The 24,599-nt window shown below is 38.0% G+C and carries 29 protein-coding genes and 1 pseudogene; 6 read left to right on the forward strand and 24 right to left on the reverse strand.

The genetic code is table 11. From position 1 onward, the window contains the following. Positions 1–9 precede the first annotated feature (9 nt). From AB3N04_RS02685 to AB3N04_RS02710, 6 genes are all read right to left on the reverse strand, one after another. Positions 10–423, reverse strand: a complete 414-nt coding sequence (locus tag AB3N04_RS02685; protein ID WP_368504606.1) for a stage V sporulation protein AB — start codon at positions 421–423, stop codon at positions 10–12. Further along, positions 413–1,033 carry a stage V sporulation protein AA gene (locus AB3N04_RS02690; protein ID WP_368505978.1) on the reverse strand — a complete coding sequence of 207 codons (621 nt, stop codon included), beginning with the start codon at positions 1,031–1,033 and terminating at the stop codon, positions 413–415. Before AB3N04_RS02690 ends, AB3N04_RS02685 begins: the two co-directional genes overlap by 11 nt. 155 nt (positions 1,034–1,188) lie before the next feature. Beyond that, the gene (sigF, locus tag AB3N04_RS02695; protein WP_368504608.1) at positions 1,189–1,959 is read right to left on the reverse strand and encodes an RNA polymerase sporulation sigma factor SigF; all 771 of its coding nucleotides are present in this window, start codon (positions 1,957–1,959) and stop codon (positions 1,189–1,191) included. 12 nt (positions 1,960–1,971) lie between these two features. Beyond that, positions 1,972–2,412, reverse strand: a complete 441-nt coding sequence (spoIIAB, locus tag AB3N04_RS02700) for an anti-sigma F factor (RefSeq protein ID WP_317120658.1) — start codon at positions 2,410–2,412, stop codon at positions 1,972–1,974. Positions 2,413–2,415: 3 nt separating this feature from the next. Further along, positions 2,416–2,766 carry an anti-sigma F factor antagonist gene (spoIIAA, locus tag AB3N04_RS02705; protein WP_368504609.1) on the reverse strand — a complete coding sequence of 117 codons (351 nt, stop codon included), beginning with the start codon at positions 2,764–2,766 and terminating at the stop codon, positions 2,416–2,418. Positions 2,767–2,901: 135 nt separating this feature from the next. Then, a complete protein-coding gene (locus tag AB3N04_RS02710) occupies positions 2,902–4,062 on the reverse strand; it encodes a D-alanyl-D-alanine carboxypeptidase family protein (RefSeq protein WP_368504610.1) in 1,161 nt (386 codons plus the stop codon). A 312-nt stretch (positions 4,063–4,374) separates the two neighbouring features. Here AB3N04_RS02710 and AB3N04_RS02715 point away from each other — a divergent pair, with 312 nt between their 5' ends. Continuing rightward, positions 4,375–5,172: an alpha/beta hydrolase gene (locus AB3N04_RS02715; protein ID WP_368504611.1), complete on the forward strand. Its 798-nt coding sequence runs from the start codon at positions 4,375–4,377 to the stop codon at positions 5,170–5,172. 39 nt (positions 5,173–5,211) lie between these two features. Here the strand turns inward: AB3N04_RS02715 and AB3N04_RS02720 are convergent, their stop codons facing one another. From AB3N04_RS02720 to AB3N04_RS02745, 6 genes are all read right to left on the reverse strand, one after another. Beyond that, complete coding sequence (locus tag AB3N04_RS02720; RefSeq protein WP_368504612.1) at positions 5,212–6,435, reverse strand: dicarboxylate/amino acid:cation symporter; 1,224 nt, start codon at positions 6,433–6,435, stop codon at positions 5,212–5,214. A gap of 11 nt (positions 6,436–6,446) precedes the next feature. Beyond that, the gene (locus tag AB3N04_RS02725) at positions 6,447–7,655 is read right to left on the reverse strand and encodes a threonine synthase (RefSeq protein WP_368504613.1); all 1,209 of its coding nucleotides are present in this window, start codon (positions 7,653–7,655) and stop codon (positions 6,447–6,449) included. Between the two features lie 152 nt (positions 7,656–7,807). Continuing rightward, positions 7,808–8,281, reverse strand: coding sequence for a thioredoxin family protein (locus tag AB3N04_RS02730; RefSeq protein ID WP_368504614.1), 474 nt, complete (start codon positions 8,279–8,281; stop codon positions 7,808–7,810). Next, the gene (locus AB3N04_RS02735; protein ID WP_368504615.1) at positions 8,278–8,706 is read right to left on the reverse strand and encodes a disulfide oxidoreductase; all 429 of its coding nucleotides are present in this window, start codon (positions 8,704–8,706) and stop codon (positions 8,278–8,280) included. Before AB3N04_RS02735 ends, AB3N04_RS02730 begins: the two co-directional genes overlap by 4 nt. A 95-nt stretch (positions 8,707–8,801) precedes the next feature. Continuing rightward, positions 8,802–9,290 carry a metal-dependent hydrolase gene (locus AB3N04_RS02740; RefSeq protein WP_368504616.1) on the reverse strand — a complete coding sequence of 163 codons (489 nt, stop codon included), beginning with the start codon at positions 9,288–9,290 and terminating at the stop codon, positions 8,802–8,804. A 153-nt stretch (positions 9,291–9,443) separates the two neighbouring features. Further along, positions 9,444–10,295, reverse strand: coding sequence for a patatin family protein (locus AB3N04_RS02745; protein ID WP_368504617.1), 852 nt, complete (start codon positions 10,293–10,295; stop codon positions 9,444–9,446). Positions 10,296–10,407: 112 nt separating this feature from the next. Here AB3N04_RS02745 and AB3N04_RS02750 point away from each other — a divergent pair, with 112 nt between their 5' ends. After that, positions 10,408–11,307: a hypothetical protein gene (locus AB3N04_RS02750; protein WP_368504618.1), complete on the forward strand. Its 900-nt coding sequence runs from the start codon at positions 10,408–10,410 to the stop codon at positions 11,305–11,307. A gap of 43 nt (positions 11,308–11,350) precedes the next feature. On the opposite strand, the gene AB3N04_RS02755 is transcribed toward AB3N04_RS02750, so the two are convergent. The 9 genes from AB3N04_RS02755 to spoIIM all read right to left on the reverse strand — a co-directional run bounded on the left by AB3N04_RS02755 (position 11,351) and on the right by spoIIM (position 18,766). Beyond that, positions 11,351–11,773, reverse strand: coding sequence for an organic hydroperoxide resistance protein (locus AB3N04_RS02755; protein WP_368504619.1), 423 nt, complete (start codon positions 11,771–11,773; stop codon positions 11,351–11,353). Positions 11,774–11,885: 112 nt separating this feature from the next. Then, the gene (locus AB3N04_RS02760; protein WP_368504620.1) at positions 11,886–13,187 is read right to left on the reverse strand and encodes a pyrimidine-nucleoside phosphorylase; all 1,302 of its coding nucleotides are present in this window, start codon (positions 13,185–13,187) and stop codon (positions 11,886–11,888) included. Positions 13,188–13,207: 20 nt separating this feature from the next. Continuing rightward, entirely contained in the window at positions 13,208–14,035 is an 828-nt protein-coding gene (locus AB3N04_RS02765; RefSeq protein ID WP_368504621.1) for a purine-nucleoside phosphorylase, read from the reverse strand. 87 nt (positions 14,036–14,122) lie between these two features. Then, complete coding sequence (locus AB3N04_RS02770) at positions 14,123–14,941, reverse strand: purine-nucleoside phosphorylase (RefSeq protein ID WP_368504622.1); 819 nt, start codon at positions 14,939–14,941, stop codon at positions 14,123–14,125. Between the two features lie 21 nt (positions 14,942–14,962). Continuing rightward, on the reverse strand, positions 14,963–16,144 hold the full coding sequence (gene deoB, locus AB3N04_RS02775; RefSeq protein WP_368505979.1) for a phosphopentomutase: 1,182 nt from the start codon (positions 16,142–16,144) through the stop codon (positions 14,963–14,965). Between the two features lie 105 nt (positions 16,145–16,249). Further along, complete coding sequence (gene xerD, locus AB3N04_RS02780; RefSeq protein WP_317120643.1) at positions 16,250–17,137, reverse strand: site-specific tyrosine recombinase XerD; 888 nt, start codon at positions 17,135–17,137, stop codon at positions 16,250–16,252. 35 nt (positions 17,138–17,172) lie between these two features. Then, positions 17,173–17,403 (reverse strand): YqzK family protein, encoded by a 231-nt coding sequence (locus AB3N04_RS02785; RefSeq protein ID WP_317120642.1) that lies wholly within the window; start codon positions 17,401–17,403, stop codon positions 17,173–17,175. A gap of 145 nt (positions 17,404–17,548) precedes the next feature. Beyond that, positions 17,549–18,007: a Fur family transcriptional regulator gene (locus tag AB3N04_RS02790; RefSeq protein WP_368504623.1), complete on the reverse strand. Its 459-nt coding sequence runs from the start codon at positions 18,005–18,007 to the stop codon at positions 17,549–17,551. 120 nt (positions 18,008–18,127) lie between these two features. Then, positions 18,128–18,766, reverse strand: a complete 639-nt coding sequence (spoIIM, locus tag AB3N04_RS02795) for a stage II sporulation protein M (protein ID WP_317120640.1) — start codon at positions 18,764–18,766, stop codon at positions 18,128–18,130. 205 nt (positions 18,767–18,971) lie between these two features. On the opposite strand from spoIIM, the gene megL reads away from it, so the two are divergent. Next, complete coding sequence (gene megL, locus AB3N04_RS02800; RefSeq protein WP_368504624.1) at positions 18,972–20,162, forward strand: methionine gamma-lyase; 1,191 nt, start codon at positions 18,972–18,974, stop codon at positions 20,160–20,162. A gap of 46 nt (positions 20,163–20,208) precedes the next feature. On the opposite strand, the gene AB3N04_RS02805 is transcribed toward megL, so the two are convergent. After that, the gene (locus AB3N04_RS02805; RefSeq protein ID WP_368504625.1) at positions 20,209–20,760 is read right to left on the reverse strand and encodes an NUDIX domain-containing protein; all 552 of its coding nucleotides are present in this window, start codon (positions 20,758–20,760) and stop codon (positions 20,209–20,211) included. Positions 20,761–20,840: 80 nt separating this feature from the next. On the opposite strand from AB3N04_RS02805, the pseudogene mciZ reads away from it, so the two are divergent. After that, a pseudogene (mciZ, locus tag AB3N04_RS02810) lies at positions 20,841–20,951 on the forward strand (Z-ring formation inhibitor MciZ); the annotation flags it as partial. 8 nt (positions 20,952–20,959) lie between these two features. Here the strand turns inward: mciZ and AB3N04_RS02815 are convergent. Next, a complete protein-coding gene (locus tag AB3N04_RS02815) occupies positions 20,960–22,051 on the reverse strand; it encodes a DUF3866 family protein (protein ID WP_368504626.1) in 1,092 nt (363 codons plus the stop codon). 208 nt (positions 22,052–22,259) lie between these two features. Between AB3N04_RS02815 and AB3N04_RS02820 the strand changes: the two genes are divergently transcribed. Beyond that, the gene (locus AB3N04_RS02820) at positions 22,260–22,955 is read left to right on the forward strand and encodes a DUF2071 domain-containing protein (RefSeq protein WP_368504627.1); all 696 of its coding nucleotides are present in this window, start codon (positions 22,260–22,262) and stop codon (positions 22,953–22,955) included. 59 nt (positions 22,956–23,014) lie between these two features. Here the strand turns inward: AB3N04_RS02820 and AB3N04_RS02825 are convergent, their stop codons facing one another. After that, positions 23,015–23,530 (reverse strand): TlpA disulfide reductase family protein, encoded by a 516-nt coding sequence (locus tag AB3N04_RS02825; RefSeq protein ID WP_368504628.1) that lies wholly within the window; start codon positions 23,528–23,530, stop codon positions 23,015–23,017. Positions 23,531–23,748: 218 nt separating this feature from the next. Here AB3N04_RS02825 and AB3N04_RS02830 point away from each other — a divergent pair, with 218 nt between their 5' ends. After that, positions 23,749–24,585, forward strand: coding sequence for an undecaprenyl-diphosphate phosphatase (locus tag AB3N04_RS02830; protein WP_368504629.1), 837 nt, complete (start codon positions 23,749–23,751; stop codon positions 24,583–24,585). The last annotated feature ends 14 nt before the right edge of the window (positions 24,586–24,599 follow it).

Consider the following 24,599-nt stretch of genomic DNA (forward strand, 5'->3'; position numbering starts at 1 on the left):
ACGACCTCCTTATAAGTAGATCCATTGAATAAGGGAGCCAATCATTTTCCCTAAAACGATTGCCATCATCAACAAAATGATTTTATCCGTTACCCCCACTCTTTTTGCTAGCAACGGGAACACATTTAAGACTTCTGTTAAAGCAGCAGCAAGCATTCCAATAAACATTCCACTAGCAAGACCAATTGGAATTAATAAAAGACTTGGTAAGTGAAGAGAAAAAGAATAAAAACTTGCCCATGTCCCAACTTGAGCTCCTATGATAATGGCTCCCTCATACACCCGAATCGATTTTTCCGTTTTTGTTAATTGAGTCATTCGAGGTGCAATTCCTAGCACTGTTAAAAATGCCACAAAACCACTTCCAACTGCCAGACCACCACCAAGCCCAATAAACATGATTAAAATGGCTTCAATGACCATTTTCCTTCTTACCACTTTCCTTTAATTCATGCATAATCACAAATTGATCTAAGTTTTGTTGATAATTAAACATTTCAACTTCTAGTGGACTTGGTTCTTCATTTAAACGCTTCTTAAAGAAATGATTAAAAAATAGCATCATCCCAAGCCCTAGACCGATTGAATATGGAACTTGAAGAAGCAAAGGTCTTGCTTGTTCATTGCCGGTAATCAACCTAAAAATTTGACCATGAACTTCTCTCATACTGACATCTTCATGAAAGTTCATAATCGCTAAAGCAGCCCCCACAAATAACAAAAACCAAATGAGCAAAATGTAGATAAGGGTAATCTTCTTTTTTTTAACCTCAACCTCCACCACAGCCTGGGCAGCTCCAATCGTTTGATAAGTTAATGAAGGAATATGAGAGGAGATCATTCGGATGACTTGCATCACATCGATCACAACTCGGTTATGGTCTTGTTTTGAAATGTGATGAATTGGGATGTTTTTTAGTTGGTTTAAGAGCGTTTCATCAGCAATCAACTGAGCAACATCGCCTACAGTTAATTGTTGGTCTTCAAGCGCAACCACTCTTTGCCGCATCCTTATATACACGTCATTTCCAATCATGACTTCACCACCAATTGTCATTATCGTCATCTCTTAGTATGAGGAGAACCTTTCAAAAACATGCAGATGTTTCCCTCCATATAAAAAGCCTCCTTATTCAGGAAGCTTGCGTTATGCTGTCAATACAAAAAAGCAGCCAATTGGCTGCTTTTTTAAGATTGTTCACCCATTACTTCTTTCATTTGCTCAAGAATTTTCTTCTCAAGACGTGACACTTGAACTTGTGAAATCCCTAAACGGGTCGCCACTTCTGACTGGGTTTGATCTTTATAATAACGAAGGAAAACAATGAGCCTCTCTCGTTCATCTAAATCTCGAATTGCTTCTTTCAAGGCAATTTTATCAAACCATTTCGTCTCTGATTGGTCGGCGATTTGATCTAGTAATGTAATAGGATCACCATCGTTTTCATACACAGTCTCATGGATAGACGTTAATTGCCTGCTTGCTTCACCAGCAAATACTACTTCTTCTGGAGTGATTTCAAGTTGTTCAGCGATTTCGTTAACCGTTGGAACACGTCCCAAAGATTTCGTTAACTCATCTTTCATTTTCCGAATCTTATTACCAAGCTCTTTTATTGATCGACTCACCTTAACTGTACCGTCATCACGTAGGAATCGTTGAATCTCCCCAATGATCATCGGAACAGCATACGTTGAGAATTTCACGTCATACGATAAATCAAACTTATCGACTGATTTAATTAACCCAATGCAGCCAATTTGAAAAAGATCATCAGCTTCATAACCACGGTTCATAAAGCGCTGTACAACCGACCAAACAAGCCTTGTGTTTCGATTAACGATTAGATCTCGTGCTTCCTGATCACCTTCCTGACTTCGGGCAATGAGCTCCTTGACCTCTTTGTCAGTAAAGTGAGCTTCCTTCTTCTTCTTTGTTTGTTTCACCTCTACATCCATAGGCAAAACTCCTTAATTGCAAATCGCTTTGCTATTAGTTAAGTGCTTTTTCAAATAAACAGTTGTCCCAATCATCGGCTCAGAGATGACTTTGATTTCATCCATAAAATTCTCCATAATCGTAAAGCCCATGCCGGAACGTTCTAATTCAGGCTTCGTCGTATAGAGAGGTTGTCTTGCTTCATCAATATCTTCAATACCCATACCTTCGTCTCGAACCGTTAGTTCAATGGTTCCCTGATCAAGCGTGACATGAATATAAACCATCCCATCAGGCTCATTGTGATAGCCATGAATGATTGAATTTGTGACGGCTTCTGAGACAACTGTTTTAATTTCTGTCATCTCATCCATCGTTGGGTCTAATTGAGCAATAAAAGCGCCAACTGTAACTCTGGCAAACGATTCATTCTCACTTAAAGCTGAAAAGGTTAAATCCATTTTATTACGCATAATTTAGGCCACCCCCAATGTCTTTAATGCAAATTGTTCACTTTCCTCTAAGCGAATAATTTTGAACAATCCTGACATTTCAAACAAGCGTTTTACTGCCGGTGAGATCGCACAAACGACCATCTCTCCTCCATTTGCCTTCACTTGTTTATAACGTCCCAGTATGACACCGAGTCCCGAACTATCCATAAAAGATAGTTGCTTAAGATTCAGTACAATATGTTTGACGTTAGCATTGGTAAGGTGACCCTCTACTTGCTTTCGTAGCTTTTCTGCAGTGTGGTGATCAAGCTCTCCTTCAAGTCGGACGAGCAACACACTACCCTTCCGCTCTAAATCCATCACTAAACTCATCGATATCACTCCCTCTATGTCTTACATACAGGATAACCTGTCTGTTTTGCTAGAGAGAATTTCGCCTTGTAGCTCTTTGATACCTGCTTAGTGACAAAACTAGTTCACTTTCGCAAAAACTAGCCTAAATTCGCCTTACTTCCCACTATATTTCGATAAAACATTCTTAAATAATTTCCACCATGACGCATCAAATACATCATCACCTGCTACAAGAGGAGTCTCACTTAAAACTTCTCCTTCTTTTTCAATGTATAACGTTCCTACTTGATCACCCTTCACAATTGGAGCTCTAAGCTGTTGATCTATTTCCATTCGTTCAGTTACATCATCAATATTAACGCCTTTTTTCGTTAAAATAGAGACTGACTCTGATGTTTGAACAGGAATTTGATTTTTGTCACCCTTACTTACTTTTACCTCTGCCATCACATGGTCACGCTCATATAATTTATGAGTCTTAAACTGACTAAATGAATAATCAAGCATCTCAGTAATTTGTGCATTTCTTTCTTTAGGAGTTGGTGCCCCCATGATGACTGTTATGACACGCATATCATTTTTTTGTGCAGTAGCTGTTAAACAGTACATCGCCTCTCTTGTAAATCCTGTTTTCAACCCATCTACACCAGGATAAAACTTTACTAATTTATTTGTATTCACAAGCCAGAATTTATTGTCCGTATCTTCTCGTAAATAATCTTCATAGATCCCGGTAAATTTGGTGATATCTTCATATTTTAATAACTCTTTGGAGATCATCGACAAATCATATGCTGTTGTATAATGATTTTCTGCAGGAAGCCCATTTGAATTCATAAAGTTAGTATTCTCTAAGCCCAGCTCTTTAGCTTTTGCATTCATCATTGAAACAAATTCTTCTTCTGTCCCACCTAAATGTTCAGCCATTGCAACAGATGCATCATTACCTGAAGCAACCGCAATCGCTTTTAACATATCGGTTACCGTCATTTCTTCACCAGGCTCTAAAAACACTTGCGAACCACCCATTGAAGCTGCGTTTTCACTAGTACGGATTTTATCCTCATAAGAAAGAGAACCTTCATCAATCGCTTCCATAATCAATAACATTGTCATGATTTTTGTCATACTTGCTGGAGGTAATTGATCATGGCTATTTTTTTCAAATAACACTTCCCCAGTATCACGCTCAATAACAATAGCAGAAGATGCATTTTCTGCTAAATTCGCTTGTTTCTCTGCCGCATGTGTCATTGGTGCCAACACGCTACTTATTAGGACTAAACTTAATAGTGTAGATAAGACTTTCCGCATCCCATCCGACCTCCATCTCATCATTTTCATAGTACTCTTAAGGAAGCTTTCATCAACAAAGGATCCCTAAGTTTGCTACCCACCATTTTTACCAATCTTTTCTTTTTTATACATTTGTATGGACAAAAAGGAAGAATGTGAAGTGATGCTTCAACTAGTAAGTCCGGTCATGTAATCATTTAAACAGTACAAATATACTTTCGGACTGACCAAAAACCGATAAAACAAAGCTGTTTAGTCAGAATAATGATTGTAATCTATAATTATATTCTTTATACTTATAAAAAGAGTATTTCATAAAGGAGTTTGATCATGATGGCAGCCAAATTAATTCAAATCCCTGTAGAATCTTACGAATTATCAGCAGCAGTCCACTTTCCTATAAACGCAGAAGATAAGGCACCAGTTATGATATTTGTTCATGGGTTTATTGGTAATAAAATAGGAGAACACCGAATGTTTGTGAAAGCAGCAAACTTCTTCTCTTCATTGGGATATGTTTGTGTCCGTTTTGATTTTAGCGGTTGCGGGGAAAGTGACGGACTCTACAAAGAGCTCAGTTTCAGTAAAAAAGTAACTGAGCTCAAGGCTGTCATTTCCTATATTTCACATTTTAAGGAGATCGACAATCGTAATATTACCCTTGTAGGTCACAGTTTAGGGGGAGCAGTCACAGCCATTGTCGCTCCCTTCTTAACAAACATAAATAAAATCGTATTATGGGCACCTGTTGCGAGACCTTATAAAGATATAGTTTCCATTACATCAGAAAAAGCGGTCGTTCTAGCTAAGAAAGAAGGAAAATATGACTTTAATGGTTTTGAAATCAGCCACACCTTCTTTGAAGACCTCAAACTTTATAATCCACTAAAAACCGTCTCATTATATAGTGGGCCTTTACTCATTATCCACGGGGACCAAGACCAAGACGTGCCCTACACAAATGCGGATGAATATTTCCATGCCACAAATAGATCAGAGCGTTACATCATTCAAGATGCTGATCACACCTTTTCCAGTCATTACTTTGAAGACACATTATTTCATCAAACAAATAAGTGGCTTGAATATCTAACATTAGAACAAAAAACAGTAATTGAATCATTATAACAATAAATAAAACGAAGCCTTATCAAAGGCTTCGTTTTTTTATGAAGCTAATTCTCTTTTTTCCTTTGGTTGACTCTTCTGCTCCGATCGATCAATCACTACAGCTGCTGCAGCATCACCTAAGATATTCGTTCCTGTTCTGAACATATCGAGGATACGATCAATGGCTGCAACTAAAGCAATTCCTTCAATTGGTAAGCCTGCAGAATTTAGAACCATGGCCAGCATAATCAATCCAGCACCAGGAACCCCCGCAGCACCTATTGAAGCTAGTGTCGCCGTTAACATGACTATGAGGATTTGAAGCATCGTTAATTCGATACCATAAAATTGTGCAATAAATAAAACGGCAATCCCTTGATAAATTGCTCCCCCGTCCATATTAATCGTTGCTCCTAACGGGAGAACAAAACTACTTGTTTCTTTTGAAACCCCGACTCTCTCTTGAGCATTCTTCAATGTGACTGGAAGCGTTGCAGCGCTACTTGATGTTGTGAAGCCAACAAGAGCAGCAGGAGCCATACCTTTAAAGAAATGAAGCGGACTAACTTTACCTAACGTCTTTACCGCTAAGCCATAAACAATAATCACATGAAGAATACATGCTATCGCTACAGCGAGAATCACCTTCCCAAGCGGTAATAATACAGCCAACCCATAGTTCCCAACGATCGGCGCCATAATTCCGAATACGCCAATTGGAGCAAGCTTCATAATTACGCCTGTAATTCGTAATAGTACATCGGCGAACCCTTCAAAAAAACGCCTGACCGGAATCGCCTTCTCTCCTACTACCGTAATTCCTATTCCTAGAGCAGTAGCAAAGAAGATAATCTGTAATATATTCTGTTCGGCGAGCGCTGCAAACGGATTCGTTGGAATGATATTCAATAAAGTGGAGACAACACCTTCTGTTTCATTTACCTCAACCGACCCTGTTGCTGGTGGTTCAATAGTTAACCCTTCACCAGGCGAAAATAAAAATCCAATAGCAAGACCTAGTGAGACGGCAATTAGTGTGGTGGTTAGAAAGAACCCAACTGTTTTTGCACCAAGACGCGCTAATTTTTGACCACTACCTAAGCTCGCAATTCCCGTAACGAGAGTAGCCAATATTAAAGGAGCGATTACAAATTGAATAAGACGTAAGAAAAACGTCCCTAGCGGACTAACCACTTCAGCTGATGAGCCAAAAATAGAACCAACTATAATTGCTATTACAAAGGCTAGCAAAATCTGGGTTAATAATGTTGGTTTTCTCATCTTCATCCCCCTTATAAACGTTCAGTTTTTGAACGAACGGACACATTCATCGGAACCGTTTCCGGGTATTTGATTCCCATGCCTGTGTTTAAGCATATGACGCTCTCTCCTTCTTTAATCCATCCATCAATGCGTAATTTTTTTGCAGCTGCAAATGTAGCTGCTCCCTCAGGGCAAATAAACGCACCTTCAAGTTCGGCAACATGGTGCTGCTCTTTTAAAATCGTGTCATCACTAACAGCGACTGCACATCCATTTGTTTCATAAACCGCTTCTAGCACTAAGAAGTCACCAAGAGCTTTAGGAACATTAATTCCAAATGCAGCAGTTGTAGAATCGCTCCAAAACTCTGAATCTCTTTTCCCATCTTTAAATGCTTTTACGATTGGTGCACACCCTTCTGCTTGTACAGCTACTAAGCGCGGCAGGTTTTCTGGTTCAATCCAGCCAAGCTCAACCAATTCCTTGAACGCTTTGTAAATGCCAATAAGACCAACTCCCCCGCCTGTTGGATACAAAATAACATCTGGAAGATTCCATTTTAGTTGTTCAGCAATCTCAAGTCCCATTGTTTTCTTTCCTTCAATCCGATAGGGTTCTTTTAATGTAGATACATCAAACCATCCATATTGATCCACAGCTTCCTTCACAAGTTTTCCTGCATCGCTAATCAGTCCATCAATCACAATTAAATCAGCCCCTGCTACATGGACTTCCTGCCTGGTAATCATTGGAGCATCTTCTGGCATAACAACATGACTTTTAATCCCTGCTCGCGCGGCATAAAGTGACCAAGCAGCACCGGCATTTCCATTTGTCGGCATGGCAAGTTCCTCTACCCCTAGTTCTTTCGCTTTTGATACACCCACAGCAGATCCTCTTGCCTTAAAAGAACCAGTTGGAATTAATCCCTCATCTTTCATTAAGAGATTTGTAATCCCATACTCCTTACCAAGTTCAGACATTGTTAGAAGAGGGGTCATACCTTCGCCGAGTGATACGATATTCTCTTCTTTCTTCACCGGTAATAATTCGTGATAACGCCATAAATTTGCTTCTCTATGTACCAAATCTTCTTTTGTCCATTCTTCTTTCAGTGCCTTATAATCATAGCTCACAAGAAGAGGGGACCCACATTCACATAAATTTTGTTTATCGTCAACAGAATAATTTTTAGAACATTTCGGACAATACAAATGACTAACATAACTAAAGCGCAATCTACACACATCCTTTATGTATTTAAAACTAACTAAACAACTTTGTTTTATCAGATTATATGATTGATTACATATTTTTGTCAATATTTTCATAATTGTTTATCAAAATAAAAAGAACAGTTAGCATATCGCTAACTGTTCTTACAATCCTCTTATTGATTAATCACATGTTCTTCGAAAAATGCAGTGAACTCCTCATCTGAGGCGCTTCCTTCAATTCTTTCTACTTCTTCACCGTTACTATAATGCACAATTGTAGGCGTTGATTCAATGTTGTAGTCATTCCAGCCATCATCAAACTCAAGTAAGTTAAATTGAACAAGATCGACACCAAGCTCTTCGGTTAACGGAACAAGGCGAGGTGTTGCCTCTTTACAATAAGGACAAGTAGAACTGTAAAAATAAACAGTAGCTTCTTCTCCATTTTCAATCGTCTCAGCGAGTTCTTCAGGTAGGATGACATTTTGATAATTCGGATCATCCATTAATTTAGCTGTCTCAGGATGAATACGCTCTTTGCCGAATTGATTACCAGCAGCTTGCTCAGATTGCTTCATCGTTGTAACAAGTGCTAATAAACCAAATATCAATACAATAATTCCACCAAACATAATAATCTTCTTCATTCTTTTCTCTCCTTAGTCATGCGTAAAGTGATGTAGCTTAAGATTGCAATGATGAGGAAGGCTGTAAAAGCAAGAAACGGTATAGTGATAAATCCAAGCCAATTAATATATTGTCCAGTACATGGCACTCTTCCACACGAAGGTGCTACCTCTGCGAAAATAGATAGCTTTTGGTTAGCATAATGATAACTTGATAGAAGAAGTCCAATTATCGAAAAAACAAGCGAATAAAGAGCGACACTTGCATCTTTTTTGAGAATCCCTATGAGTAAAATAATCACAAGTGGATACATCAGCATTCGTTGATACCAACAAAGTGTACATGGTTCATATTGACGGATCACTGAGAAATATAGCGAACCGAGCATGGCAGTCAGAGACGTTAACCAGGCAATTAATAAAGTATTTTCTATCCTATTATACAAAATGAACGGCTCTCCTTTCCCACCTATGAAAATCACTTTACCATAAAACAATCCGGAAAAGATTGAACGAATTGTTAAAAATCATAACCAGTCGATTAGAGCCATTTAATAATGGTTTCTATTGAATAAAATAGAATAAAAATCGATAATCCAAGAAAAACTACTCGTTCGATTGCTCCTCCTGTTCGTATGTAAAGTGGAAGACGGAACCTTATATTTAGAGGATAAAGTAATCGTACTCCTCGAATGGTAGTAGCATCTAAAAGGATATGACTAATCATACCAAGCATTAAACCATCCCTCACCATTAAATAGCCTCCAAAAAAGAAATGAAAAATTAAAGCCCAAATGGCTAAAAATAGTATACTATGTGTAAATGTTCGATGACCAAATAAAGATGAAATAACCCTTGATAGTAAAGGTAATCTCCTCCCTATTTTTGAATGAATATGACAGATATCGGGTATTAAAGCACCTGCCATACCTGCAACATAATAGATGGGAGTTGCACTATTCGTTAACCAAAATGTGTCTGCAGCTACACAAAGAGCAAGACCTCCTGCAAGATGAGTTTTTCCAGTCATTTTAAATTCTCTCTTTCTATTAACGTTCACAATAGAAACATTTGTTCCTATAAGCGTTATTTTAGAATATCATATTTCCTTTTCTCAAGAAAGAGGAAATTGTATGAGAGACTAAAATAGACTAGAGCCAAATGCTCTAGTCTATTAAATATCCTATTGTGCTAACCATTTTTCCACCTTATTTAAATCACTTTCCATATCCTTAACACCTTCATTATAGAGTGCTTCTAAGCGATTTTTATTTTTCTCTAACCGTGATACACGTACCGGCATTTTCGGACGAATCACAAATGCTTCTCCGTTCGCTTCCATTTCTTCGACTTTCTTTAATGATTGATTATAGCGTTGATAACGCGTTAACATCGTTTTAAGAAATGCGGGATGGTTTCTAAATGACCACCTTGCAAAACGAGTAAAGCGCATCGGTGTTTTTTGGTAACCTGCATTTTGTGTTAAGACGATTAAGTGCTTCTTATGGCCTTCTGCAAGTGAACGTTCAACCGGAATAGGATCAGCCACACCTCCATCAAAATACGTTTGTTCTTTATAAACAACCGGAGGAGCAAGAAGAGGAATACTACTTGAGGCCTTCAAGACGGTAAGAAGATCATCCTTTGGTAGATTTTTATCAAAATAAAAAGGTTCACCTGTGTCTAGCTTTGTCGTAACGATCGTAAATGTTTGTTCTGAACGATTGAATGTATCAAAATCAAAAGGTTCCAATTCATTCGGTAACGTATTAAAAATAAAGTCCCAGCCAAAGATCGATCTCGTTTTCACTAGATTTTTAAAACTTAAGTATTCTGGTCGATCAATATAATCAATATTTACTTTTTTATTACGCTCTATTTGTTTAGACACATAGGATGAGCCATTACATGCTCCGGCTGAAACACCTATTACATGAGGAATTTCAATCTCATGTTTCATCAAAGCCTCGAGAACTCCTGCGGTATATACAGCTCTCATGCCCCCACCTTCTAAGACAAGACTTACTCTATCCATGATATCCACTCCTAGATAATGTTCTGCTACTCTTAGCTTATCATCATTTTAAAAATTTGCAAAATATGGTATTGTTTAAATGTTTCCATTACTATTAGATTGAGGTGTTTTTTTGCTTTATTTTGTGATTGGATTCCTTTATTTAAGTCTTATTCTCTTTTCATCAATAAGAGTAGCAAAAAAAGAAGGTATACATCGGGGATTTTTATTCTTTTTCATACAATTCAGTTCAGCCACATTAGTGTTCCATGAATTCATTTCGTACAACTTCTTCTTATTTGGGATATTGTGTGGAGTCGCAAGCATTATTGGGTATGCTCTAACACTTAATTCTCACCCAAAAAGACTAGGTGCGCTTGGTTTGTGCTTAGTAGGATATTATGCGTTTGTTTATTTTACTCCGAATTTTATACCTGAGCCAACATATACGCTTAGTGATCTTGAAGAGGCATATGAAACCCTTCAACAACAGATCCTTCATGAGGATTACGTTTCAGCTGATGAAGCTTTTCGTGAGATTTCAAGTACTTCAACTTATATCTCTTTCATGGAATTAGAGATTGAACGTTCACAAAATCATTTATCACGCTTATTAGCTCCAGACACTCATATAGATAAAGGCCAGCAAAAGAAGCTTAAAGCTATTAGAAATAAATATAAAATGTTAGTAGAAAATTTTGTTGACGAAGCGATGAATGAGGTTTTTGAAGCTCGTGATGGACTCTTTCTTTTTGAAGAAGTAAATGAAGAAGAATGCTATCAGTTAGATGACCTGACGATTTGTCAAACAGAAGAAAGATATCAAATTAACCTTGAAGAAGAAGTAAATGTTTCTAGAATGGGCATAAGCCGATACAGCCTTTTCGATTCCTATTATTTAATACAGGGAGTAGATGAACAGTATTACATAAAGCTTGGCAATAGCTATACATTTCAAGAAAACCAATTACAATCAGACTATGATGGTACTCCATATACGATCAGTGGGCGGATCTCATGGTATTTATATTAGCAAAAAAGCCCTCCTTCCATTTAAGTAGAAAGAGGGCTTACGTTTATTCTGCTTTTACGTTTAATTTCACATCAACATTCCCGCGAGTCGCCTTTGAATACGGACAAAATTCATGCGCTTTATGTGTCAACTCTTCAGCAACTGCTTGAGAAACACCCTTTATCGAAACATTTAATGTGATGCCAATTTTAAAACCATCATCAGATGGATCTTTTAAAAGACTAACTTCTGCTTCAATTTCAGAATCGATATCTTGATTATCATTTTTAGCCATTAAATTTAGTGCTCCATCAAAACATGCTGAGTAACCAGCTGCAAATAATTGCTCAGGGTTTGTACCATCTTTATCTGAATTCCCACCTGTTGGCATAACTAACTTATGATCAATCACACCATTATCAGATTTTACATGTCCATTTCTACCATTCTTAGCTTTTGCTTGTGCTGTAAACATTACTTCTGCCATGACGTACACTCTCCTTTAATATCAATCTAAAATGTTGCTCCATTATCTATTGCCTAATTGAGGAAAATTAAACATCGAAAAAACAACCTCCCAGAGAGAGGTTGTTTTTTGATTAATGAATTTCATCATAAATTAAAGTAGGTTGTTTAACATCTTCATTTGTAATCGTATAAGCGTTTATCACCATATCAATGACATTTTGTACATCCTCACGATTACTGTGTAGAGTCACAATGGATTCACCAGCTTCTACCTTATCACCAATCTTTTTATTTAAAACAAGTCCAACAGCTAAGTCAATTTCAGACTCTTTTGTTGCTCGTCCTGCTCCTAGAAGCATCGCTGCTGTACCAATTTTATCGGCTACAATAGCAGCGACTGAACCTGTTTGGTTCGCTTTCACTTCAATTAAGTGCTTAGCTTTTGGTAACTTTTCTGGTTGATCAACAATAGAAGCATCACCATTTTGAGCTTCAATAAATGTCTTTAATGTTTCAAGTGCTTTTCCTGAAGCAATCACATCTTCTAGCTTTTGACGCGCTTCTTCCACAGAACTCGCTTCCTTCGCTAAATAAACCATGTGACTACCAAGCGTTAAACATAGCTCACGTAGATCTTCGGGTCCCTCACCACGTAGCATATCAATCGCCTCTTTTACCTCAAGTGCATTGCCAACTGAAAGACCAAGTGGTTGGTTCATATCTGAAATAATCGCCATTGTGTTACGACCTAAGCTATTTCCGATCTCAACCATTGCTTTAGCCAGTTCTTTTGATTGGTCTAACTCCTTCATGAATGCACCAGAACCTGTTTTCACATCAAGTACAATGGCATCGGCACCTGAGGCGATTTTTTTGCTCATAATAGAGCTTGCAATTAGTGGAATGGAGTTAACAGTAGCCGTTACATCTCGTAAACCATATAACTTTTTATCAGCCGGAGTTAGGTTTCCTGTTTGACCGACTACTGCTAATTTATTTTTATTGACTAGGTCAATAAATGTATTTGTTTCGATTTCTACACTAAAACCAGGAATCGCTTCAAGCTTATCAATTGTTCCTCCTGTATGGCCAAGTCCACGGCCGGACATTTTTGCAACCGGTACTCCAAGAGCAGCAACTAAAGGTGCTAGGGCAATCGTCGTTTTATCACCTACACCACCAGTAGAGTGTTTATCAACTTTCACACCCTCCACAGCGGAAAGATCAATTTGATCGCCAGACTCCACCATAGACATCGTCAATTGAGCACGCTCATCGGTCGTCATGTCCTTAAAGAAGATCGCCATTGCAAGAGCAGACATTTGATATTCAGGGATCTCGCCTTTGGTATATCCTTCAACCACAAATTGAATTTCTTCCTTTGTTAATTCTAGTCCATCACGCTTTTTCTCAATTACATCTACCATACGCATATCGAAACATCCCCTTTGTCTTACAGCTGTACTGTTGAAACGATTTCTTTAACAAGTTTAATGAATTTTGGTTTAGTACGATTCGCTACTTCTACTACCTCTTCGTGTGTAATTCCTTTAAGATCTTCCCCAATAGCCATATCTGTAATACAAGAGATACCGATTACTTTCATGCTTGCATGACTAGCTACAATTACTTCAGGAACCGTTGACATACCAACTACGTCTCCGCCTAAGTTACGAAGCATCACAAGCTCTGCCCCACTCATGTACGTAGGACCTGTTACACCAGCATAAACCCCTTTTTGAACGTTAATATCAAGATTACTTGCTGTTTGTTCAACGAAATCAACATATTGAGTCGTATAAGCACTGCTCATGTCAGGGAAACGTGGTCCAAGCTCCTCAAAGTTTGCACCAATTAATGGATTATCACCCGTCATATTTAATTGATCAGTAATGATCATTAAGTCACCCGGTGCAAAGTTTTTATTCATCCCACCACAAGCATTAGTAACAACCATTAATTCAACGCCGATTTGTTTCATCACACGTACTGGGAATGTCACTTCCTGCATTGTGTATCCTTCATAGTAGTGGAAACGACCTTGCATTGCGACAACATCCTTACCATGAAGCGTACCAATCACTAATTGACCAGCGTGACCTTCTACTGTAGATACAGGAAAATTTGGAATGTCTGAGTATGGGATTTTTACTGCATCTTCAATTTCATCAGCAAGCTCTCCTAAACCAGACCCGAGAATCAATCCAATTTGAGGCTTTGTTGAAAGTTTTCCTTCTAAATATGTAGCTGATTGTTTGATTTTATCTAACATGTTTTCCATGATAACCGCTCCTTTAGTTTGTATACTTCTTAACTTCTAGAAAAATGCCTTTGGAAATTAGCTAGTTGCTATGACGTATTTGCTTCTTTACATCTTTTCGACGATTGATTTTACAAGTGATAGGAAGTCTGATTTTACACGTTCCGTTGTTTCGATCACTTCATCATGTGTAAGTGGTTGTGGTAGAATACCAGCTGCCATATTAGAAATACACGAAATCCCTAAAACCTCAAGCCCAGCATGACGCGCCACAATGACTTCTGGCACTGTAGACATTCCAACTGCATCTCCACCCATTTTACGGATCATCCGTACTTCTGCTGGTGTCTCATAACAAGGGCCTGAGTTCCCAACATACACTCCCTCTTGAAGTTCAATGTTAAGATTTGATGCTTGTTGTTTCGCTAGTGCACTTAACTCTTTTGAATAGGCATTTGACATATCTGGGAAACGAACACCAAACGCTTCATCGTTAGGTCCGATTAGTGGATTAGCATTCATATTATTGATATGGTCACAGATGATCATTAGGTTGCCAGCTTCAAATGATTCATTTACGCCACCCGCTGCATTCGTTACAATGACTTGCTTCACTCCAATTTCTTTCATCACACGAACTGGAAACGTCACAACATCCATGCTGTAGCCTTCATAGAAATGGAAACGACCTTGCATCGCTACGACTTGTTTTCCCTCGAGCTGACCTACAACTAGCTGGCCGGCATGACCTTCTACTGTAGATACTGGGAAGTTTGGAATCTCGTTATATGGGATTTTAACGGAATTTTCAATTTCTTCAGCTAATACCCCTAGACCTGACCCTAAAATTAATCCAATTGTTGGCGCCTTATCCATTTTTTCTCGCAAATAACCTGCTGCTTGATCTAGTGCTTGTTTGTTAACCATTTTGTTAGTTCCCCCTTATTTTTAAAGATCCTTTAAAAAGCTTGTACCATGCTTAGGTAGTTCTACATTAAAGTTATCAGCTATCGTAGCACCAATGTCAGCGAATGTTTGACGAATACCTAAATCTTTTGATTCTGTTTGACCTTTATAGTGAACAAGTAACGGTACATACTCACGCGTATGATCTGTTCCTGGATGCGTTGGATCATTACCGTGATCGGCAGTGATGATTAATAAATCATTCTCCTTCAGTAGAGTGAATACCTCTTCTAACTGACGATCAAACTGTTCTAGTGCTTTTCCGTAACCAATTGGATCTCTGCGATGGCCGTATAATGCATCGAAATCAACAAGGTTTAAAAAGCTAATTCCTGTAAAATCTTTTTGCATCGTACCGACTAACTTCTCCATACCATCATCATTCGATATTGTTCGAATCGCCTCAGTAATTCCTTCACCATCATAAATATCAGAAATTTTACCGATAGCAATCGAATCAAGTCCATTATCTTTTAATTCATTCATAACCGTTCGTTCAAATGGCTTAAGCGCATAATCATGACGATTAGCAGTACGCTTCCAATTCCCACTTATCCCTAAGAAAGGACGAGCAATGATACGACCAACCATGTACTTAGGATCTAATGTTAGTACTCTTGCCTTTTCACAAATATCATATAGCTCTTCAATTGGAACGACATCTTCATGAGCAGCAATTTGCAATACAGAATCGGCCGAGGTATAAACGATTAAAGCACCTGTTCTTACATGTTCATCGGCCAACTCATCTAAAATTTCAGTTCCTGAAGCGACTTTATTGCCGATGATTTTACGACCCGTTTGAAGCTCAAGCTCATTAATTAATTCCGGTGGGAACCCATTTGGAAAGACTTGAAAAGGTTCTTGGATATTTAGACCCATAATTTCCCAATGACCCGTCATCGTATCTTTCCCATTTGAAGCTTCTTGCATCTTTGAAAAGTGTGCCATGGGTGTGTTGACTTTTGAAACACCTTTTATTTCTTCAATGTAACTCAGGCCAAGCTTTGCCATGTTCGGCATGTTTAAACCATCCATTTTTTCAGCGATATGACCCAGTGTATGAGAACCGGCATCTCCAAACTTTGCTGCATCAGGAGATTCTCCAATCCCTACCGAATCCATCACAATTAAAAATACACGCTTAAATCGATTACTCACTATAAGTGCCTCCTTCACATTCCTCACTGTAGTATTGCCTCTATTTACCGATTTGATTGCTCAAATCATAAGATGTCAGAAGTCTGACCTCTTAAAATAAAAAAACGATCATGCTCTGGGATGATGCTTAGCATAGACGTCTTTCATTCTCGTTTTCGTTACATGGGTATAAATTTGAGTGGTTGAAATATCAACATGCCCAAGCATTTCTTGCACGGCTCTTAAATCAGCCCCATTTTCTAACAAATGTGTTGCAAAAGAGTGTCTCAATGTGTGTGGCGTTAATTCCTTTTGAATATTCGCCATCTCGGCTAGCCTTTTCACGATTTTCCAAAACCCTTGTCTAGAAAGCGGCTTTCCGTAATGATTAACAAATAATAGGTCATGGCTATGCTTTTTCAACAAATTCGGTCTTGCTTTTTCTAAGTATAATTTAAGCGCTTTCGTTGCTTCCCCGCCTAATGGTATGATTCGTTCTTTATTCCCTTTACCTACACACCGAACAAACCCCATTGATAAATGGGTATCAGATAAGGTAAGGTTAATCATTTCAGAAACGCGCATCCCCGTAGCGTAAAGAGTTTCAAGCATGGCACGATTTCTAAAATCTAGAGGCTCTTGACCAGAAATTGTAAGTAGTGCCTCCACCTCTTCTAATGATAACACTTTTGGTAAACGCTTTGAAGCTTTTGGTATATCTAAATGAACAGATGGATCTGATTCGCAAAGCTTCTCACGCAGTAAAAATTGATGCAATGAACGAATCGAAGCAATCGTTCTAGCTACCGTAGCTTCTGCTCGTCCTTGTTCTTTCAAAAAAAATAGGTAGTCTACAATCATATGTCTGGATACTTCATTAAAAGAAGAAATATTGACTACATTTTCTAGAAACTTTGCATAATTCGCTAGGTCGCGACGATACGACTGAATTGTATTATCGGCAAGTCCACGTTCAATTTGGATGTAATGTAGAAATTCGCTTACATCATTTTTCAACTACACCCTCTCCTCAATCAAACAAGATTAGGAATCTATTCGCCAAATTGATAGTACAGCATTAATCGATCTATCCAAGAGGAATCAACTTGGTCATACTCATAACTCATAACCTTGATTGCTTTCCCTTGTGGTTCATCATATCGATGGTAACTTTCATATTCAGCACTTACCCATAGAATACCATAATAAAAGAGAAGTGTGCATCCCATAAATAGGAGAAATACTTTAATACTTTGTAAAACAAGGAGGAACCATTGCTTCATCTTCTCACCCTCTTACTAATTTGGAATAGCTATTACTAACAAGCTATGCCAAAAAGTAAAGGGATTATACCTCACAAACTGAATCTATTCTTATTTATTTTGGATAAACTAAAAGAGCCCATTCACATCGTGAACGGAACTCTTTTTACTCGTTGTTTGTTTCTTTGTTACCATGGCAACGATGGCAGATTCCGTGAAATGTGAGTCTATGGTCTTTAATTTTGAAGTTCCAATCACGTTCAACAATTTCTTCAACATCACCAAGTAAATCCTCTTGTATTTCATCTACTGCTCCACATTCGATACATACTAAATGATGGTGGAAATGGGCTGCCCCTTCTTGACGTAGGTCAAATCTAGATACGCCATCACCAAAGTTAATTTTATCAACGATTTTCAATTCAGCTAATAACTCTAGCGTCCGGTATACAGTTGCTAGACCAATTTCTGGTGCTTTATCTTTTACAAGGAGGTATACATCTTCTGCACTCAAGTGATCTTCTTCATGCTCAAGTAGCACACGCACAGTTGCTTCACGTTGCGGTGTTAGTTTATAGCTTTGTGAGTGCAAATGCTTTTTAATTCGTTCTAATCTTTTCTCCATGTTTTATGCGTCCCTCCCAAGCCTTTTACCTCCTTACATTATAATCATCTACAAAATTAGTGTCAATCGATAATGATTATTATTTATAATCAGATAATCAATCTTTAATTATAATAATTATTAAAAAGAACTTAGTACAAACCTCATTAACATTGGTGAAATATATGCTTCTATCGCTGATGCCACAGCCAAGGTGGCACCTACACACAAAATTAACGTAGAATACTTAATAAAGGTTGGAAAGAATGGAACGGTTGTTTTCTTAAGAAATTGGTGTCGAATCATCTTCAAACAAAAAGATACACTGGCTGTACCGACAATCACAAAAGCTGGTACAAGAATGAAGTTTTGAGGCATGATGGCAACAAAGGATAAGAAGAAACCTGACATTCCCATCTGGTTTACAAGGAACCCTACTGTAAATCCTACAACGACTCCCTTTAAAAATAATAATATTAAAATAACTGGGAGCCCAATGACTGAAAGTCCTAATAACCACATAAGACCAAAGTATTTTGCATAGTGAGCAAAGCTTTGACTAAAAATTGCTGTGGACTCTGCTAGATTCCCTTCTGACACTTGTCCGAAAAACTGCCCCAAATACATGTATAAATCATGCTTTTGCGTTAAGCTTAAGCTATTCACTACAATGGCTCCAAAAATGATCCCGATCAAAAACAGAATCGTAATAAACAAATAAATTGATCTATTTTCTTGTAAATGGATCGTAATCATATCTCTTATTCCATACTTAAACATCTAATAACCTCCCCTAAACACTCTTACCTTACTCTATGAAGTATTAGGTATATCTATGACACTAGAAGTTACTAGATTGAATATACTCTTTTTTAAAAAGCATTTTTTTAGTATAGTAGATAAGAACGAATCACTTATGTAGGAAAGTTCTTTATATTTTTCATTAAAAAATGAAAACGTTTACAAAATAGAGAAGAGGGATATTATGTCATCCAAAAATTCGAAACAACCATACGGATTTCACACATTAGCTGTTCACAAAGGTTATGAACCTGATTCACAAACTGGTTCATTAGCCCTTCCAATTCACCAAACCTCAACGTTTGTTTTTCCTAGTGCAGAAGTGGGCGGGAAGCGTTTTGCTGGTGAGGAAGCTGGTTATGTCTATTCACGCCTAGGCAACCCTACTGTTGCCGCACTTGAAGAAAAAGTCGCCGCACTTGAAAAAGGAGAAAAAGCTTTAGCGTTCGCCTCCGGTATGGCTGCCATCTCTGCAATACTTCTTGGCCTTGTGCGCTCTGGTGATCATATTCTTTGTTCAAGAGGCCTTTATGGTTGTACCTTCGGCTTTCTATCCATCTTAAAAGATAAATTCAATGTGGATTACACATTATGCGACATGCGAGATGAAGAAAGTGTCACTAGTAGTATTCAAGAAAACACAAAAGTAATTTATATTGAAACCCCTATGAACCCTACTATGCAAATTATCGATCTTGCAATGATTGGACAAATCGGGAAGGAGCATCAAATCACCACGGTTGTAGATAATACATTTATGTCTCCTTATTTACAGCGTCCACTCGAATACGGATGTGATGTCGTTGTTCATAGCGCTACAAAATATCTTGGTGGTCATGGAGATCTGATAGCTGGAATTGCAGTAGGAAAAGAAGACTTTCTTGAAGAGATCCGTTTCACGACACTAAAAGATATCGGCGGCATTCTTGCTCCATTTGATGCCTTTTTGCTTGTACGTGGAATTAAAACCTTAGGTGTCCGTATGGATCGTCATTGTCAAAACGCACTCCAAGTAGCTATATTCCTCGAAAATCATCCAAAAGTGACCAATGTAATGTATCCAGGACTTAAAAGCTTCCCACAACATGAACTGGCTAAAAAACAAATGGACGGTTTTGGCGGATTAATCAGCTTTGAATTAAAAGATGGTTTAGAAGCAGGTCTTTCTATGATGAACAAACTGGAATTATTAAAACGAGCTGTAAGTCTTGGAGATGTAGACTCTCTTATTCAGCACCCCGCTTCTATGACGCATTCAGTTGTTCCTAAAGAAGAGCGTATCAAAATGGGAATTGCTGATGGGCTTATTCGTCTTTCTGTTGGTATCGAAAATGTTGAAGACATTATTAATGACTTACAACAAGCACTCTCTTAATTTCAAAGAGCGTTTCTCCTATTATGGAGAAACGCTCTTATTTGTATTAATCTTGATCTTTGGTCCATTCTTTCATCCGCAAGTACTGGATGGCATAAGCTGTTTTAGCATCATGTATTTGCTGATCACCTACCATAGCCTCTGCCTCTTCTAATGTCACTTCCATCACATCTAAAAACTCATCTTCATCTCGGTTCGTAGTCCCCTCACTAAGCCCTGATGCTACATAGAGGTGAATGATCTCATCTGCAAACCCTGGTGATGTATAAAAAGATAATAGGAATTCAAGTTCTGAAGATTGATAGCCCGTTTCTTCAGCTAACTCTCTTTTGGCACACATTAGTGGTGCCTCCCCTTCATCTAATTTTCCAGCAGGTATTTCGATAATTGTTTTCTCTAATGCTTTTCTAAATTGTCTTACTAAAATAATGTTCCCTTCTTTAGTAATAGGAATAATCGCCACAGCTCCAGGATGTTTTACAATCTCTCTTTTACTCGTTTTACCATTAGGCAACTCTACTTCATCAATTTGTAAATCGATAATACGCCCCTTATAAATAGAGGTTGATTGAATCGTTTTTTCATTCAAATGATCCACACATCTCGCTCCTTGTTCTTTTTGACTTTCAGCTTACATATGAGTTTACCATACAACTCAATGAAGGGGATGTGGGAGGAATGAAGATTTATATACATGAAAATGGGATCGTGCTTGCCGGTAAAGCATGGGAAGTGAGGGCCAAATTAAAAGAATCAATGAACCGTTACAAATATGTTGAAGATTGGGTGAACACCATTCATTCTCCCGCTATGTTAAAGCTAGTCAGTAAGGAAGCTACTACCGACCAGAAGAAAGCAGGGTCCTCCTGATAGGATCTTCCCATTGTTTTGATCACTCTAGAAGAATGATTTAGTGCCTCTTTAGTTAGTTCAACTACTTCTTTTTGGTCAAGCCATCTAATTTCCGGCTCGTTAAGTGCTTGTTTTAAAGATTCTAACTGACGAACAACTACCTCATGATCCTCTCTATCAAATCGAGGCAATGCTAATAATACTTTTGATAAAGTCGCTTGTTTCAGAGGTGTTAACGTATGATGGCTAATACCTTTATGTCGTTCTCTTTTCTCAGCAAATGATACTCTCGGAATCCAAAGAGGGAGCCCTTTAAGCGCAGCAACATTATTCGACCAATTCGCCAATGACATTCCTGTAAAACCGTAATATGTACCCGTGCCAACTACTCCAGGTCCAACAGAAATCATAATGACATCCGCCTTAAGATGGGTATAAGCAAACTGAAGAGCTGTTTGAATGGTGATTGCTTCATACGTCCCGCCAAAAGCTTGACCAACTGTAATCGTTGTGAAATTTTTTTCCTTCATTAGCGCTCTCATATGTTCACTAAAGGCCAAGGGCAGCGCAGCTTGATCGTCAATAATGACACATACAAGTGCATCTTTTTTTATAACTTGTGAGCTTGCATACACAAGAGGAATCATACTATGTAATTCACCTAGTAAAATAGGCTTTCCATTTAACGAAAACGGCTGTAAAAATAATGAGTGAAACGGACTTTCCTGCGCCTCTATCGACAACACCTGATGCTGCATAGGAGTGTAGCGCAACTTCAGAATATGTCCAGCATCACCTGTATACGGAACATTACCCGGTTCAATTTTAGCTACACTCTTTACAAAATCATAGCCACCCGTCCCTAATTTGAGTGAAGTAGCTGTACAATTTAACAGCACCTCATCTCCAATTTCTACTTTCTCCGTTAAAGATTTATACAAAATGGCTTGCTTTTGGGGCGATGCTGTAAGCAGTATTTGAATGGTATCATCTTCATATTCAATCGACTCCACTTGCGACCAGTGTTCTGCAAACATCATACTCCCCCTATCATTTTGAGTCTTTCCTTATAGTATGAATGGATTAGAACGTATTTATTCTTTTTTATCAGAACCTACCTTAATCCACAAATGTATCAGTGCGACTGATCTATGTGTTTGTGTAAAAAATATTGCTGTAAGGGTTTAGAGAAGTTAAAAAAATGAAATATAAGAGTAAAGAGGTAACATGAATGGAGAGGTGTAGATGTTAAAAAAAGATGAAACCGCCTTGGTATCTATGAATTGGGAAAATGTATTATTTGCGCACTGGGCAATGAATCCTGAAGTAGTGCAAAAGCAGCTGCCAAAAGGGATAAAAGTAGATACTTATAATGGAAAGGCGTATATCGGAGTGGTAGCATTTTTAATGAATAAAATTCACCCGACTATATTGCCTGAGATGATAAGCTTTTCTTTGCCTGAGATCAATGTTCGGACATATGTAGAAGTGGATGGGAAAAAGGGCGTTCTCTTCTTCAGTCTCGATACTGATAGTAGGGTTAGTGTTCTTGGGGCGAATGTTTTTGTTGATATGCCCTATTTTTATTCTGATATCCACATGGAAACAAAAGAGGGTCAGGTCTTTTTTGAAAGCAAGCGTGAATCAAGTGAAGCCATATTTAAGGGAAACTATTTACCTACCGGAAAGATCTTCAAAGCAGAAAAGGATTCACTTGAGTTCTGGTTAACAGAGAGGTATCGCTTGTACCAGACGAAAAAAAATGGAGAGATTCAGTATGGTAATATCAAACATGAACAATGGCCGTTACAATATGCAACATTAAGCGTAGAGAAAAATACTTTGGTCGAGGCAGCTGACTTTAATCTGCCAAATAGTCAACCTCACCTTCTTTACAGTCCTAAGGTTTCTGTTGATATTGGTCAAATTAAAAAGTATTAGAAACCTATCCCCTGCTACTTACATTCCCATAAGAAAAAGCCGAGTAACATGTACTCGGCTTATAAAAGTGGGCGTATCAATTCTTCTAACATTTGATAATTTACTTCACCGGCGATGACATGCTTTATTTCCCCATCGCGATCAATGATAAAGCTTGTCGGTAGCACACGTATTCCATATCGGTCAGACACGACACCATCTTCATCAAAGAAAACCGGTAAAGTAAGCCCCATTTCTTCTATAAATTCAGGTGCATCATTTAACGTGCGTTCGTACGTTTGCATATTGACGGTCACAACATCTAAGCCTTGACTATTATAATCGTCTTGTAAAGTCATTAAATCAGGCATCTCATCACGGCATGGCTCACACCATGATGCCCACATATTTAACACGACTACACGACCTTCATATTCACTAAATTCGGATTGATCCCCATCATAGGTCGGCAGCTCAAAGTTTTCTGCGATCATACCCACTTCATTCCCTACCTCTTGGCGGTCCATTGATAGGATTGTTACCACGGCTAAAACAAAAGCAATCACGAGCACAATGAGCGTTCTTTTTCGTTTCATGTATTCACATCCATTCTCTAACACGTTCTCCACTTAAATCTCTCTATAGTATAGGAAGTTATTTATAGAGTAGCAAGGAACAAAATAGTGAACGTATGGTGGATTTATTGAACAAACACTTTTCTATTAGCTAAAAGTTTGCTAGAATGAAGCAGTTATTAAACTAGCAAACAAAACTACTTACACATGTTATTTTTACAAAAGGAAGGAAATTGATTATGTCATTAATTGAAGCGATTATTTTTGGAATAGTTCAGGGAATTACTGAATTTCTTCCAATCTCAAGTACAGCTCACATTATTATTACTCAAATGTTACTAGGGTATTCTTTCCCAGGGTTTGGCTTTGAGATCTTTCTCCATCTAGCGTCTATCTTGGCAGTTATTATTTATTTTAGAAAAGACTTAGTAGAAGTGATTGTGGGGTTCTTTTCATTCTTTGGTAATCGTTCAAAAGAAAATCGTGTTCAATTTTTATTTGGCCTTTACATTGTTGTTGCGACGGGTATTACAGGTATTTTAGGGATATTACTCGAAGGTGCGATCGGAAATTTCTTAAAAACTCCACCTTTTATTGCAATTGCACTAGCTACAACAGGATTATTTTTGATTATTATTGAGCGTTTCTTTAAATACGGAAATCGCACAGTGGAAAATATGACATTCCTTGATTCAGTCATTGTTGGTTTAGGACAAACCCTAGCAGTTATCCCCGGAATTTCGAGGTCAGGAGCAACGTTAATTACAGCTTTATTTGCTGGGTTAAGTAAAGAAACTGCTGTTCGTTATTCATTCTTACTCTCAATTCCTGTAATCCTAGGATCATCTGTGTTTGCAATTGGAGATTTTGCTGACGGTTCTTTAGTAGCAGATATAGGAATTCTTTCCTTAGTTGTTGCCTTCCTTGCAACCTTTATCTTCTCATGGTTAGGGATAGTTTGGTTAATCGAATTCTTAAAGAAAAGTAAGCTAATCTACTTTGCTATCTACTGTTTTGCAGCTGCTATTTTCATTTTCTTTTATTTTGATGCCAACTTTATTATGGAGCTTGAATAAAGAAAAGCGATCCT

Source organism: Alkalihalophilus sp. As8PL, assembly GCF_040939795.1.
Classification (GTDB): Bacteria; Bacillota; Bacilli; order Bacillales; family Bacillaceae_D; genus Alkalihalophilus; species Alkalihalophilus lindianensis.